Source organism: Streptomyces sp. E11-3, assembly GCF_046540415.1.
In the GTDB taxonomy this organism is placed as follows: Bacteria; Actinomycetota; Actinomycetes; order Streptomycetales; family Streptomycetaceae; genus Streptomyces.
In genome coordinates this window covers 2,464,296-2,477,390 of the sequence record NZ_JAZGRL010000001.1, presented here as the reverse complement: position 1 = coordinate 2,477,390, position 13,095 = coordinate 2,464,296, and the positions used below count along the sequence as shown (strand labels likewise).

The window sequence follows — 13,095 nt, the reverse complement described above, 5'->3', positions numbered from 1 at the left end:
GCGGTCCCGGGGACCGCTCGGCGCCCCGGACCCGCCCAGAACCGCGAGGAAGAAGATCATGACCGTGCACTCCCAGGGAGTGGTGGCCTCCGCACCGGAGGACGCACCCGGGAGGGCGGCAGGCGACGCGCAGACCCCGCCGCCCCCTTCAGGCCCCAAGGAAGTCCCAACGCCTTCTCGCGGCAGACGGCGCCTGCCCACCGGGCTGCTTCCGTATCTGCTGCTCACACCGGCGGCCGTGTCGCTGCTGGTACTCCTCGGCTACCCGCTGATCCGCAACCTGATCCTCTCCTTCCAGCAGGTCAACCGGAAGGAACTGATCACCCGGAAGCCGAAGTGGATCGGCTTCGACAACTTCGGCGAGCTGCTGACCGACTCGACGTTCTGGACCGTCGTCGTCCGCAGCTTCGTCTTCATGGGCATCACCGTGCTGCTGATCATGGTGATCGGCACGCTGATCGGCATCCTGCTCAACTCGCTCGGCAAGGCGATGCGGCTGGTGCTTTCGATCGCGCTGCTGATGGCCTGGGCCACCCCGATCGTCGCCTCCGTCACCGTCTTTAGGTGGCTCTTCGACGAGCAGTTCGGCGTCGCCAACTGGTTTATGCGCACCCTCGGCTTCTCCGGCTACGACCAGCACAACTGGTTCGAGACCGGCACCTCGACCCTCACCATCGTCATGGTGCTGATCGTGTGGGGCTCCGTCCCCTTCGTGGCGCTCAACATGTACGCGGGACTGACCACCGTCGGCGCCGAGCTCTACGAGGCCGCCCGGATGGACGGCGCCACCAACACCCGTATCTTCCGGTCCGTGGTCTTCCCGATCCTGCGGCCCTTCTTCCTGATCACGACCTTCCTTGAGGTCATCTGGGTCTTCAAGGCCTTCGCCCAGGTGTACGCGATGAACCAGGGCGGCCCCGACGGCGAGTCCCAGACCCTGCCGGTCTTCGCCTACATCATCGGCAGCGGGCAGGGCCAGTACGGCATGGCGGCGGCCATCTCCGTACTGACGATCCTCATCCTGGTCGTCGTCATGTCCTTCTACTTCCGCCTGATCCTGAAGCAGGAGGACGAGCAGTGAGCAACGTGTCCCTCACGGCCGGCCGCGCCAGGCGCGCCAAGCTGTTCGGCAAGATCGGAAAGAACGCCCTGGCCCTGTGCCTGGCGGTCGTCTTCCTCTTCCCCGTGTACTGGATGTTCTCCTCGTCGCTCAAGCCGAGCGGCGAGATCCTCACCAAGGACCCGGTCTTCGTCTTCGTCCCGACCTTCGAGCACTACCCGACGGCGACCGGCGTCGACCTGTTCTGGACGTACGTCACCAACAGCCTCACCGTCACCATCGGCGCCGTCCTGCTCGCCCTGATCGTCGCCCTGGCCGCGAGCTTCGCGATCGCCCGGATGAGGTTCAAGGGCCGCAAGGGCATCGTCCTCGCCGTGATGCTGGCGCAGATGGCGCCCTGGGAGGTCATGGTCATCGCGATGTACATGATCATGCGGGACGCCGACCTGCTGAACAGCATCCCGACGCTGACGGTCATCTACTTCGTCATGGTCCTGCCCTTCACCATCTGGACGCTGCGCGGCTTTATCGCCGCCGTACCCAAGGAGCTGGAGGAGGCCGCGCTGATCGACGGCTGCAGCCGCACCCAGGCCTTCTTCAAGGTGATCTTCCCGCTGCTCGCGCCGGGCCTGATGTCCACCTCGCTCTTCGGATTCATCACCGCCTGGAACGAGTTCGCCATGGTGCTGATCCTCAACAAGGACGCCGAGGCGCACACCCTGCCGCTCTGGCTGACCCAGTTCCAGACGGCGTTCGGCAGCGACTGGGGTGCCACGATGGCAGCGTCCTCGCTGTTCACGATTCCCGTCCTGATCGTCTTCCTGTTCCTCCAGCGACGTGCCGTCGGCGGTATGACCGCGGGCGCGGTGAAGGGATAAACCCGACTTATGACGACCCTGACCCGTGGCACCGACACACTGACCCGTGACGCCCTCACCGTGCTGCAGCCCGGCTTCACCGGGACCAGCGCCCCCGATTGGCTGCTGCGCCGGATCGGCGAAGGCCTGTGCTCTGTCGGCCTGTTCGGCCGCAACATCGCCGACCCCGAGCAGCTGGCCGCGCTCACCGCGCAGCTGCGCGCCGAGCGGGACGACGTGCTGGTCGCCATCGACGAGGAGGGCGGCGACGTCACCCGGCTCGAGGTACGCACCGGCTCCTCGTTCCCCGGCAACCACGCGCTGGGCGCGGTGGACGACACCGCGCTGACCCGGGACGTGGCCCGCGAGCTGGGCAACCGGCTCGCCGCCTGCGGGGTCAACCTCAACTGGGCGCCGTCGGCCGACGTCAACTCCAACCCCGACAACCCGGTGATCGGCGTACGGTCCTTCGGCGTCGACCCGGCCCTGGTCGCCCGGCACACCGCCGCCTACATCGAGGGGCTGCAGGCCGCCGGTGTCGCCGCCTGCGCCAAGCACTTCCCGGGGCACGGCGACACCGCGGTCGACTCGCACCACGCGCTGCCCCGGATCGACGTAGGCCTGGACGTGCTGCGGGAACGGGAGTTGGTGCCGTTCCGCGCGGCGATCGCGGCCGGTACGAAGGCGCTGATGAGCGCGCACATCCTGCTGCCCGCGCTGGACGCCGAGCACCCGGCGACGCTCAGCCCGCGCATCCTCACCGGGCTGCTGCGCGAGGAACTCGGCTATGACGGACTGATCGTCACCGACGCGGTCGAGATGCAGGCGATCGCCGCGACCTACGGCATCGAGCGGGGCAGTGTGCTGGCCGTCGCGGCCGGTGCCGACGCGCTGTGCGTCGGCGGCGGGCTCGCCGACGAGGACACGGTGCTGCTGCTGCGCGACGCGCTGGTCGCCGCGGTCCGCTCCGGGGAGCTGCCCGAGCGGCGGCTCGCCGAGGCGGCGGCGCGGGTACGGGCGCTGGGGGAGTGGACGGCGGCCCACGCGGCGCTGCGCGAGGGCGCCGCTCCGGCCAGCGACATCGGCCTGGTGGCCGCGCGCCGCGCCCTCACGGTCACCCGGGCCGAGGGTGCCGCGGTGGCGGACGGCCCGCTGACCCATGCCCCGTACGTCGCGGCCTTCACGCCGGTGGCCAACATCGCCGTCGGTTCCGAGACACCCTGGGGGATCGCCGCGGAGCTGGCCCGGCTGCTCCCCGGCACCGAGACCGGTACGTTCTCGCCCGACAGCACCCCGGCTTCGGTACTGGAGGCCGCGGGCGACCGCCGGATCGTCGCCGTGGTCCGCGACGCGCACCGGCACGCCTGGATGAGCTCGGCCCTGGACGCCCTGCTCGCCGCCCGCCCCGACACGGTGGTCGTCGAGATGGGTGTCCCGCAGGCGCCGCCGCGCGGCGCGCTGCACATCGCCACCCATGGCGCGGCCCGCGTCTGCGGCCTGGCCGCGGCGGAGGCCATCACGGGCGCGTGACGGAGCCGGGTCCGTCCCCTGGCTCCGGAACGCGAAAGTGCCGGGCACCCCGCGAGGGGCGCCCGGCACTTTCCCTTTGACCGGTGACGTGGTGGCCCCGGAGGCCTACAGACCCTGCCAGTCCGGCTTGTTGTCGAACGTGTGGCGGAAGTAGTCCGCCAGCTTCAGCTTGGACGCCGCCGCCTCGTCCACGACCACCGTCGCGTGCGGGTGCAGCTGCAGCGCCGACGCGGGCACCAGCGCGGCGACCGGTCCCTCGACCATCTGCGCCACGGCGTCGGCCTTGCCCTCACCCGTGGCGAGCAGCACGAGGTGCCGGGCCTCCAGGATGGTCCCGATGCCCTGGGTGATGACGTGGTGCGGCACCTGGCTGATGTCGTTGTCGAAGAACCGGGCGTTGTCGATCCGGGTCTGCTCGACCAGCGTCTTGATCCGGGTGCGCGAGGCGAGCGACGAGCACGGCTCGTTGAAACCGATGTGCCCGTCGGTGCCGATCCCGAGCAACTGCAGATCCACGCCCCCGGCATCGGCCAGCGCCAGGTCGTACGCCGTGCAGGCGGCCGTCACGTCCTCGGCGCCTCCGTCCGGGCCCATGAAGTGGTCCTCGGTCAGCCCGAGCGGCTCGACGACCTGGCGCAGCACCGTGGCGCGGTAGGACTCCGGGTGCCCCGCGGGCAGTCCGACGTATTCGTCGAGCTGGCAGATGCGGGCGCGCGAGGCGTCCACGGCACCGGCCTTGACCTTGGCGGTCAGCGCCTCGTAGATGGGCAGCGGGGTCGAGCCGGTGGCCACGCCGAGCAGCGCGTGGGGCTTGCGCCGCAGCAGATCGGCCATGGCTTCCGCGATGAGCTCGCCGCCTGCCTTGGCGTCCGGGACGATGACAACTTCCACGCTGGGCCTGCCGATCTGGTGAGGGGACAGAGATGTGGTATAGACCAATCTAACAGAGCCGATGGGCCCACGCGCCCGGAACCGCTCCGGCTGGCGGGCCCGCGGCCCTCCGTGGTCGACTGGTTCTGCCCCACGCGAAAATCCCAGCGCCCCGACCCACTCGGACCAGCGCCCCCGTACCGCGCGGGACGGCCCGCCGCCTCCCAAGCGGGGTACCTGGAGAGCCCCGTCCGGGTGCCGGCACCCCGTGGACGGTGGGGGTAGGAGGTACCCAGCATGTCCGTCACGACCTCGGCCACGCAGAGTGAGCAGCCCGGCCGCATCATGGCCGGTGAGACGGCCGAGCAGCCCGCCGTCCTGCGCCGCGTCCTCGACCGGGGCGCCCCACGCATCCGCGAGGTCGCCGACCGGATCGCCAACAGCAAGCCGCGCTTCGTCCTGCTCACCGCGCGCGGCACCTCCGACAACGCGGCGCTCTACGCGAAGTACCTGATCGAGGTCCGCCTGGGGCTGCCGTGCGGCCTGGCCTCCATGTCCACGACGACCGCCTACGGTGCCAAGCCCGATCTGACGGACGTCCTGGTCGTCACCGTCAGCCAGTCCGGCGGCTCACCCGACCTGGTCGCCTCCACCAGGGCCGCGCACGAGGCCGGTGCGATCACCCTCGCGGTGACCAACAACCCGGACTCACCGCTGGCCGCCGTCTCCGAGGCCCACATCGACATCCTGGCCGGACCGGAGAAGGCCCCCGCCACCAAGACCTACACGGCCTCTCTCCTCGCGCTCTATCTCCTGGTGGAGGGCCTGATCCACGGCGACGGCGCCCCCGCCACCGCGCTCCCCGACCTCGCCGAGCGGCTCCTGGCCCGCCAGCCGGAGATCCGGCAGCTCGCCTCCCGCTACCGCTTCGCCGAGCGCATGGTCATCACCTCCCGTGGTTACGGCTATCCGACGGCCAAGGAGGCCGCGCTGAAACTCATGGAGACCAGCTACATCCCCGCCCTCGCCTACTCCGGCGCCGACCTGCTGCACGGCCCGCTCGCCATGGTCGACAACATCTCCCCGGTCATCGCCGTGGTCCCCGACGGCAAGGGCGGCGAGGCGCTGCAACCGGTCCTGGACCGCTTGCGCGGCCGCGGCGCCGACCTGGCGGTCGTCGGCCCCAAGGCCCAGGTCGAGCAGGCCTCGGCTGGCTTCGTGATGCCGACCGACGGGGTACCCGAGGAGCTCCAGCCCATCCTGGAGGTCATCCCGTTCCAGCTCCTCGCCTACGAGATGGCCATCGCCCGCGGCCAGGACCCGGACGCCCCCCGCGCCCTCGCCAAGGTCACGGAGACCCACTGAAGAGACCCACTGGCCCGCCGACCCGCCCCACGCTCACACCACCGTTACGCCAGCGAGCCCCCCGTAGCGTCCAGCCAGTGCCCCGTCACCCAGCGGCCGTCGTCCGAGGCCAGGAACGCCACCGCGTCGGCGATGTCCGACGGGACGCCGACCCGGCCGAGGGCGGAGTAGGCCGCGGCCCCTTCCCAGGCCTCGGGTGTGGCGCGCAGCCACTCCGCGTTGATGTCGGTGTCGATGATGCCGGGCGCGACGGCGTTGACCGTGATGCCCCGAGGGCCCAGAACCTTGGAGAGGTAGCGGGTGAAGATGTCCAGGGCGCTCTTGGTCATGCCGTACGCGATCAGGTCGGGCATCAGGGCCGCCTTCGACAGACCGCTGGATATGTTGATGATGCGCCCGCCGTCCCGCAGTCGCTCGGCTCCCTGCTGAGCCAGGAAGAAGGGCGCCTTGGTGTTCACCGCGAACAGGTGGTCGTACTCCGCCTCGTCGATCGTGGCGAAGGGCCTGGCCACGCCAATCCCCGCGTTGTTCACCAGGATGTCCAGGCCGTCCGCCTCGCGGTCGAACTCCGCCCACAGCGCCGCCGCGGCGCCCGGCACTCCCAGCTCGGTCCTGATCGCGAAGGCGGAGCCGCCCGCCGCCTCGATACCGGCCACCGTCTCCTTCGCCGCCGCCTCATTGCTGCCGTAGTGCACGGCGACCCGTGCGCCGTCTCGTCCCAGCCGCTCGGCGATGCTCCGCCCGATGCCCCGGCTGCCGCCCGTGACCAGTGCCGTCTTGCCCGCAAGCGTGCCCATGGCGACGCCCCCTCAAATATCTAGTGGTCGTTACAGAAAGAAACCGTAGCGAGATCCGGCGAGATTTTCTAGTGCACGCTATAGAATTCACTCCATGGTGACGGAACAGCCGACGGCGGCCCGGTCGGCGAAGCAGCGCGGGCGCCCCCGGTCCTTCGACCGGGACACGGCCCTTGAGCAGGCGATCCGGACCTTCTGGGAGCGTGGGTACGAGGCGACATCGGTCGCCGACCTCACCCGCGCCATGGGTATCGGCCCGCCCAGCCTGTACGCGGCCTTCGGTGACAAGCGCTCCCTCTTCGACGAGGTCGTGGTGGAGTACGCGGCCCGGTATGGAGCCTTCGGCACCCGCCCCTTCGACGAAGAGTCGACCGCCCGCGCCGCCGTCGAGCGCATGCTCCGCGATGCCGCCACCGAGTTCACCGACCCCGGGCATCCGCGCGGCTGCCTCATCATCAGCGCCGCGATCAACTGCACGACGTCGGAGGTCGAGCAGGCCCTGCGTGAGAAGCGCAACAGCAACGTCGCATCGATGGAGACCCGCATCCGCGCGGACATCGCGACGGGCGAGCTCCCGCCGGACACCGACGCCGCGGCGCTGGCCCGCTACAGCGGGGCCGTCCTGCAGGGAATGTCCCAGCAGGCGCGCGACGGAGCCTCCCGTGAGGAGCTGGAGCACGTCGCGGAGTTGGCGATGCTGGCCTGGCCGCGAGGGGATCGGCCGCAGGAGTTCGCGGCCAGGGCTTGAATCGTCGGGGGCCGTACAGGAAGGTGATCCATAGCGATGCGGCGGCGACGTTCAGAAGACGTTCAGAAGGCGTCCCAGCAGACGTTGGAGGAACAGACAAGGGCAAAGGGGCCCCGCCGCATGGACATCGGATAATGGTCTAGTCCACAATGCGTGAGCATGCTTCCGCTCTCCCCGCACAGGAGAGCGGAGCGAGGCAACCGACGCTCTCTGCCCTGACTGCGCCGGGCGCCTCGCACACGGTCGGCCGGGACCGCACACCCGGTGGCCGATTCAACTCCGGGCTGCGGTGCCGGGAGGGCTGAGGGTCCCTCCAGGCGCCGTGGCCCGCGGGTGTCTTCAGGCGCCCGCGGCGTCCGTACGCAGATCACGCGGCGCCCGTGCGCAGCTCACGCGCCAGGTACGCTCGGCCACGTGCCCTCCATGAACGACCTCGTACGCCAGCACACCGCTCTCGGTGACACCGATCTCGAGTGGCTCCATCTGCTGGTCTCGGAGTGGCAACTGCTCTCCGACCTCTCCTTCGCCGATCTGGTCCTGTGGGTCCCGACCCGCGACGGCACCCGCTATGTCTCCGTCGCCCAGATGCGCCCCAACACCGGCCCCACCTCCTACCAGGACGACATGGTCGGCCACCTGGTCCCGCGCGGCCGCCGCCCCATGCTCGACTCCGCCCTGGACGAGGGCCGCATCGTGCGCGAGGGCGACCCGGAGTGGCGCGAGGAGGTGCCGGTACGGGTCGAGTCCATCCCCGTACGCCGCGAGGGCCGTGTCCTGGGGGTGATCGCCAGGAACACCAACCTGCTCACCGTCCGCACCCCGTCCCGCCTGGAGCTCACCTATCTGCAGAGCGCGTCCGACCTGGCCCAGATGATCGCCGCGGGCTCCTTCCCGTTCCCCGCTCAGCAGGTCGACATGGACGCGTCGCCACGGGTCGGTGATGGGCTGATCCGCCTCGACGCCGACGGCACGGTCCAGTACGCATCGCCGAACGCCCTCTCCGCGTACCACCGACTCGGCCTCGCCGCCGACCTGGTCGGACACCACCTCGGTACGGCCACCGCCGAACTCGCCCCGTCCCGTGGCCCGGTGGACGAGGCCCTGGTGAAACTCGCCAGCGGTTGGGCACCACGCGAGACCGAGGTCGAGGGCAACGACTGCGTCATCCAGCTGCGCGCGATCCCGCTCAAGCCCAAGGGCAGCCGCATCGGCTCCCTGGTGCTGCTGCGCGACGTGACCGAACTGCGCCGCCGAGAGCGAGAGTTGATCACCAAGGACGCCACCATCCGGGAGATCCACCACCGGGTCAAGAACAACCTCCAGACGGTCGCCGCGCTGCTGCGCCTGCAGGCTCGCCGGATCGGCTCCGACCAGGGTCGAGCCGCCCTCGAAGAGGCCGTACGCCGGGTCGGCTCGATCGCGATCGTGCACGAGACGCTCTCCCAGAACCTGGACGAGCGCGTGGAGTTCGACGAGATCGCCGACCGGGTGCTGGCCATGGTGGCCGAGATCTCACCGGGCAAGGTCGTCGGCCGGCGCACCGGGCGCTTCGGCATCCTGGACGCCGAGGTCGCCACCCCGCTGTCCATGGTGCTCACCGAAATCCTGCAGAACGCCCTGGAGCACGGCTTCACCGAGGGTGACCAGGGCACGGTAGAGGTCTCCGCGGTCCGCGGCGGCACCAGCAAGGAGGGCCGACTGCTGATCACCGTCCAGGACGACGGGGTCGGCCTGCCCGAGGGATTCGACCCGCAGCGTTCCGGGAACCTGGGCCTGCAGATCGTACGGACCCTGGTCGAGGGCGAGCTGGGCGGCACGTTCGGCATGGTGCCGGCGCCGGAGCGCGGCACCCAGGTGATCCTGGACATCCCGGTACGCGCCGAGAAGTAGTACGCCCAGCTGGCAAGGGGCGGTACGCGACAGGCAGGACGCAGCACACAGCAGTGAGCCCCGGACCGAATCGGTCCGGGGCTCACTGCTCACGTTGCTGAGCGCATCGGGGGGTACTGCGCGCTGCGGCTCGGGGGCGGGAGATGCGTACTCGCCGTACGCGCCGCCGGGCTCAGGCTCGTCGGGGCTTTCAGGCGCTGGCGTTACGCGCCCGGTTGCGAGCGGCGCGGCGCTTCATCGCGCGGCGCTCGTCCTCGCTGAGGCCACCCCAGACGCCGGAGTCCTGGCCGGACTCGAGCGCCCACTGCAGGCACTGCTCCACAACGGGGCAGCGGCGGCAGACGGCCTTGGCTTCCTCGATCTGCAGCAGCGCAGGACCGGTGTTGCCGATGGGGAAGAAGAGCTCGGGGTCTTCCTCGCGGCAAACGGCGTTGTGACGCCAGTCCATGGCTGCTACCTCTCCTTGGTATGACATACGGGATGCTTGTGAATGTGAACGCTTTCACGAATCCCTCCACAAGGGAAGGTCCAGCCACCAGTTGCCTGGTGTAGGTCCTGTGCGTGAGGAGGGGGTTCGGACTCTCTGTGGGGCCGGTGTTGCGGGCCGTCCTGAGTGCCAAGTAGAGATTCGCAAACCTCGGCCCCGGATACAACCCCTTCCGAAAAGTTTTTTTTGATTCCTCGGTGTCGGCTAGGTCACAGCCGTACTTCCATGGGGTGGACCCTGGCCTAAACGTTCGAGTGAAAGGACTTTGGGCCCTTCCACTCACACAATCACACGCAGTGCACGGCGAACGCCTGTGAACGTCACGCTGGTCCGCAGCCCCAGGTGGTCACCATCCATCTGGAACGGCAGCGGGGCCTTCGAATGCAAGGTGAAGTCCGTCAGGTCATGCAGGGACAGGGCGTGCTTTCCGTGTGGGCCGCGCTCGGGGGACGAGGTGAGCAGCTGAGTCGCGTAGCGCGTCACCGCGGGGGTGGACAGCTTGCTGAGCCCGAGTATGTCGAGGCCGGTGTCGAAGGACGCCTGCGGAGAGGCGTACAGCGGGCGATTGCCCAGGTAGGTCCAGGGGGAGGTGTTGCCGACTATGGACAGCACGAGGTCGGTGACCGGGTCCTCGCCGGGGCGTTCCAGGGTGATCGAGCCGTGCCGGCGGCGGGGCTCGTCGAGGAACTGGCGTACCACCTGGCGCACGTAAAGGGCGTGCGTCGAGCGCTTTCCGCGCTCCCGCTGCTGTTCGACCCGGCCCACCACGCCCGCGTCGAAGCCGTAGCCCGCGCAGAACGTGAACCAGCGCGCCGGCACCGCTTCGTCCTCGGTGCCCGGAGTGCCCGCTGCCAGGCCCAGACCGACCGTGCGCTCACTCCCGGTACGCAGCGCGTCGAGCAGGGCGCCGGTGGCCTCGACCGGGTCGTTGGGCAGGCCGAGGGCGCGGGCGAAGACGTTGGTGGAGCCGCCGGGGACGACCGCGAGCCCCGGCAGCGCCGAGTCGGGCCCCTCGTGCAGCAGTCCGTTGACGACCTCGTTGACCGTGCCGTCGCCGCCCAGCGCGACGACCAGCTCGATGTCCTTGCTCTGCGCGGCCTGCCGGCCGAGGTCGCGCGCGTGTCCGCGGTACTCGGTGGTCACGACCTCGAGCTTCATCTCGCTCGCCAGCGCATGGATCAATACGTCACGTGTGCGGGCACTGGTGGTGGTTGCTGCCGGATTGACCACAAGGAGTGCGCGCATGCGAAGCAGCGTACCTACCGGGGTTTACGTGGCCCAGACCCAGGTCGACCACGCGGCCCGCTCCCGGGCCGCCCACCCGGCCATCGGCCGGGGCGGAACCGGGCCATTACCCTGCAGGGGTGAGCAGTGCTGAACAGACCACGAACCCCGAAGACCCGCGCCCCCCGCGGCTGACCGCCGCCGCGGTGCTCGCCGCGCTGGAGGGCATCGCGCTGGTGGTCCTGGGCGTGTACATGCTGGTGGACGGCCTGGTCGGCGAGTCGGCCAACACCCGGTCGGCGGTGACCGGCGGGCTCACGATGATCGTGCTGGCCGCTATCCCGCTGGTCGCCGCGCGCGGACTGCTGAACCGCCGCAGCTGGAGCCGGGGCCCGGCGATCGTCATCCAGCTGCTTGCCCTGCCGGTCGCCTGGCAGCTGCTGCAGGTGGACAGCGTGCTGATCCCCGGTGGGATCGGGCTCGCCGTGGTGGCCGTCACCACGCTGGTGCTGCTGCTGAGCCCCACCACGGCGCGGGCGCTGGGGATCGGCCCGCGCGACGCCGACGCCGCGTAGCCGAACGCTCCGGGCGGTGCCCCCGGCGCGATCTGCCGGGGGCGGGAGCGGGAGCGGGACCGGGGGAGTGCTACTCCTCCACCAGGAGCTTCTCGCGCAGCTGGGCCAGCGTGCGGGCCAGCAGCCGGGAGACGTGCATCTGGGAGATGCCCACCTCCTGGGCGATCTGCGACTGGGTCATGTTGGCGAAGAAGCGCAGCAGCAGGATGCGCTTCTCGCGCGGGGGCAGATCCTCCAGCAGCGGCTTGAGCGACTCGCGGTACTCGACGCCCTCCAGCGCCTCGTCCTCGGCCCCCAGGGTGTCCGCCACCGCCGGGGACTCGTCGTCCGTGTCCGGCACGTCCAGCGACAGCGTGGAGTACGCGTTGGCCGACTCCAGGCCCTCCAGGACCTCCTCCTCGGAGATGGCCAGCTTCTCGGCGAGCTCGTGCACGGTGGGGGAGCGGCCGTGCAGCTGGGAGAGCTCGGCGGTGGCCGTGGTCAGGGCCAACCGCAGTTCCTGGAGCCGCCGCGGCACCCGGACCGCCCAGCCCTTGTCGCGGAAGTGGCGCTTGATCTCGCCGACGACGGTCGGTGTCGCGTACGTCGAGAACTCGACGCCGCGCTCCGGGTCGAAGCGGTCCACGGACTTGATCAGGCCGATGGTGGCGACCTGGGTGAGGTCGTCCAGCGGCTCACCGCGGTTGCGGAAGCGGCGCGCGAGATGCTCCACCAGCGGCAGATGCATACGGACCAGCTGATTGCGCAGATCCGCGTACTCGGGGCTTCCGGCGGGCAGCTTGCGCAGCTCGATGAACATCGCCCGCGCACCGCTGCGGTCGTGCGGATCGTGGTGCCCATGCTGTGTCATGTGTGCCGCCCTCCCCCACCTGCCGCCGGGCGGTGCCCCCAGNAACGGGAGCCTGGATCTTGTAGTTCCCGTTCGGACTGTCCATCCCCCGTAAGAGTGATCGCCTACGCTTCAACCTCCAGTGTTGCCAGGGTGGTTGGAGAGGGGTCGGGGCGTGGGCGTGGCGATTCGCAGGGCGGGGGAGGCGGACCGGGAGTCCCTGGTGCGGCTGCTCGACGAGGCTTTCACAGACGATCCGGTCAGCGGCTGGGTCTTCCCGGACACGGCGCGTCGCCGTGAGGTGCACGGCCTCTTCATGGGTGTCTTCCTGGACATCGCCCTGAGTGAGGGGTGGGTCGACATCGCGGACGAGGGGGCGGCCGCCGCGCTGTGGCTGCGGGTGCCGGCGGGGGCGCCCGACGAGGAGGACGACACGCCCGCGCTGATGCGTGAGACGGCCGATCCGGACAACGAGCGCGCCGAGTTGGTCGGCCGCCTGACCGGCGCGGTCCATCCGCACGACCGGGAGCACGCGTACCTGATGCTGATCGCCGCGGCCCCCGGGCGGCAGGGCGAGGGGCTCGGCACCGCGCTGCTCGACCCCGTGCTGGAGCGATGCGACCGGGACGGCGTACCCGCCTATCTGGAGGCGAGCAACGCGCGCAGCCGGAAGCTGTACGAGCGGCTCGGCTTCGCCTTCACGGGGAGTGCGGTCCAGTTGCCGGACGGGCCGCAGATGTTTCCCATGTGGCGGGAGCCGAAGGAAGCGAAGGAGCCGAACGGGCGCTGAAGCCGAGAGGTTCCCAAGGGTCTTGCCAAACCACTTCAAGTGGAGCACTCTGGTTGGAGTGCTCCACCGGCAT

Annotated in this window: 13 protein-coding genes; 8 read left to right on the top strand and 5 right to left on the bottom strand. The window is 70.1% G+C overall.

Annotation, left to right across the window (positions count from 1 at the left end; translation table 11 throughout):
• Positions 1–58 precede the first annotated feature (58 nt).
• The 3 genes from U9R90_RS11085 to U9R90_RS11075 are packed head-to-tail and all read left to right on the top strand — an operon-like array spanning position 59 to position 3,447.
• Entirely contained in the window at positions 59–1,081 is a 1,023-nt protein-coding gene (locus U9R90_RS11085) for a carbohydrate ABC transporter permease (protein ID WP_411057708.1), read from the top strand.
• A 5-nt stretch (positions 1,082–1,086) separates the two neighbouring features.
• Positions 1,087–1,938: a carbohydrate ABC transporter permease gene (locus U9R90_RS11080; protein WP_411057707.1), complete on the top strand. Its 852-nt coding sequence runs from the start codon at positions 1,087–1,089 to the stop codon at positions 1,936–1,938.
• 9 nt (positions 1,939–1,947) lie between these two features.
• On the top strand, positions 1,948–3,447 hold the full coding sequence (locus tag U9R90_RS11075; protein WP_411056249.1) for a glycoside hydrolase family 3 protein: 1,500 nt from the start codon (positions 1,948–1,950) through the stop codon (positions 3,445–3,447).
• Between the two features lie 105 nt (positions 3,448–3,552).
• Here U9R90_RS11075 and nagB read toward each other — a convergent pair whose 3' ends face one another.
• A complete protein-coding gene (gene nagB / locus U9R90_RS11070; RefSeq protein WP_411056248.1) occupies positions 3,553–4,338 on the bottom strand; it encodes a glucosamine-6-phosphate deaminase in 786 nt (261 codons plus the stop codon).
• A 276-nt stretch (positions 4,339–4,614) separates the two neighbouring features.
• Here nagB and U9R90_RS11065 point away from each other — a divergent pair, with 276 nt between their 5' ends.
• Positions 4,615–5,682, top strand: a complete 1,068-nt coding sequence (locus U9R90_RS11065) for an SIS domain-containing protein (protein ID WP_411056247.1) — start codon at positions 4,615–4,617, stop codon at positions 5,680–5,682.
• Between the two features lie 44 nt (positions 5,683–5,726).
• On the opposite strand, the gene U9R90_RS11060 is transcribed toward U9R90_RS11065, so the two are convergent.
• A complete protein-coding gene (locus tag U9R90_RS11060) occupies positions 5,727–6,479 on the bottom strand; it encodes an SDR family oxidoreductase (protein WP_411056246.1) in 753 nt (250 codons plus the stop codon).
• 94 nt (positions 6,480–6,573) lie between these two features.
• On the opposite strand from U9R90_RS11060, the gene U9R90_RS11055 reads away from it, so the two are divergent.
• Both U9R90_RS11055 and U9R90_RS11050 read left to right on the top strand, forming a co-directional pair.
• Entirely contained in the window at positions 6,574–7,227 is a 654-nt protein-coding gene (locus U9R90_RS11055; RefSeq protein ID WP_411056245.1) for a TetR/AcrR family transcriptional regulator, read from the top strand.
• A 423-nt stretch (positions 7,228–7,650) separates the two neighbouring features.
• Positions 7,651–9,117 (top strand): sensor histidine kinase, encoded by a 1,467-nt coding sequence (locus U9R90_RS11050; protein ID WP_411057706.1) that lies wholly within the window; start codon positions 7,651–7,653, stop codon positions 9,115–9,117.
• A gap of 190 nt (positions 9,118–9,307) precedes the next feature.
• Here the strand turns inward: U9R90_RS11050 and U9R90_RS11045 are convergent, their stop codons facing one another.
• Complete coding sequence (locus U9R90_RS11045; protein WP_156725999.1) at positions 9,308–9,565, bottom strand: WhiB family transcriptional regulator; 258 nt, start codon at positions 9,563–9,565, stop codon at positions 9,308–9,310.
• Between the two features lie 318 nt (positions 9,566–9,883).
• Positions 9,884–10,849 (bottom strand): diacylglycerol/lipid kinase family protein, encoded by a 966-nt coding sequence (locus U9R90_RS11040; RefSeq protein ID WP_411056244.1) that lies wholly within the window; start codon positions 10,847–10,849, stop codon positions 9,884–9,886.
• Between the two features lie 119 nt (positions 10,850–10,968).
• On the opposite strand from U9R90_RS11040, the gene U9R90_RS11035 reads away from it, so the two are divergent.
• Positions 10,969–11,403: a hypothetical protein gene (locus tag U9R90_RS11035; RefSeq protein ID WP_411056243.1), complete on the top strand. Its 435-nt coding sequence runs from the start codon at positions 10,969–10,971 to the stop codon at positions 11,401–11,403.
• A gap of 70 nt (positions 11,404–11,473) precedes the next feature.
• On the opposite strand, the gene U9R90_RS11030 is transcribed toward U9R90_RS11035, so the two are convergent.
• Positions 11,474–12,253, bottom strand: coding sequence for an RNA polymerase sigma factor SigF (locus tag U9R90_RS11030; RefSeq protein WP_411056242.1), 780 nt, complete (start codon positions 12,251–12,253; stop codon positions 11,474–11,476).
• Positions 12,254–12,407: 154 nt separating this feature from the next.
• Between U9R90_RS11030 and U9R90_RS11025 the strand changes: the two genes are divergently transcribed.
• Positions 12,408–13,022, top strand: a complete 615-nt coding sequence (locus tag U9R90_RS11025) for a GNAT family N-acetyltransferase (protein WP_411056241.1) — start codon at positions 12,408–12,410, stop codon at positions 13,020–13,022.
• Positions 13,023–13,095: the final 73 nt, after the last annotated feature.

What these genes read in the sequence shown, in the direction of transcription:
- U9R90_RS11030 (WP_411056242.1), bottom strand. Translation starts at nt 12,253, where the DNA reads ATGACACAGCATGGGCACCACGATCCGCACGACCGCAGCGGTGCGCGG.
- U9R90_RS11060 (WP_411056246.1), bottom strand. Translation starts at nt 6,479, where the DNA reads ATGGGCACGCTTGCGGGCAAGACGGCACTGGTCACGGGCGGCAGCCGG.
- U9R90_RS11040 (WP_411056244.1), bottom strand. Translation starts at nt 10,849, where the DNA reads ATGCGCGCACTCCTTGTGGTCAATCCGGCAGCAACCACCACCAGTGCC.
- U9R90_RS11055 (WP_411056245.1), top strand. Translation starts at nt 6,574, where the DNA reads ATGGTGACGGAACAGCCGACGGCGGCCCGGTCGGCGAAGCAGCGCGGG.
- U9R90_RS11085 (WP_411057708.1), top strand. Translation starts at nt 59, where the DNA reads ATGACCGTGCACTCCCAGGGAGTGGTGGCCTCCGCACCGGAGGACGCA.
- U9R90_RS11065 (WP_411056247.1), top strand. Translation starts at nt 4,615, where the DNA reads ATGTCCGTCACGACCTCGGCCACGCAGAGTGAGCAGCCCGGCCGCATC.
- U9R90_RS11045 (WP_156725999.1), bottom strand. Translation starts at nt 9,565, where the DNA reads ATGGACTGGCGTCACAACGCCGTTTGCCGCGAGGAAGACCCCGAGCTC.
- U9R90_RS11050 (WP_411057706.1), top strand. Translation starts at nt 7,651, where the DNA reads ATGAACGACCTCGTACGCCAGCACACCGCTCTCGGTGACACCGATCTC.
- U9R90_RS11075 (WP_411056249.1), top strand. Translation starts at nt 1,948, where the DNA reads ATGACGACCCTGACCCGTGGCACCGACACACTGACCCGTGACGCCCTC.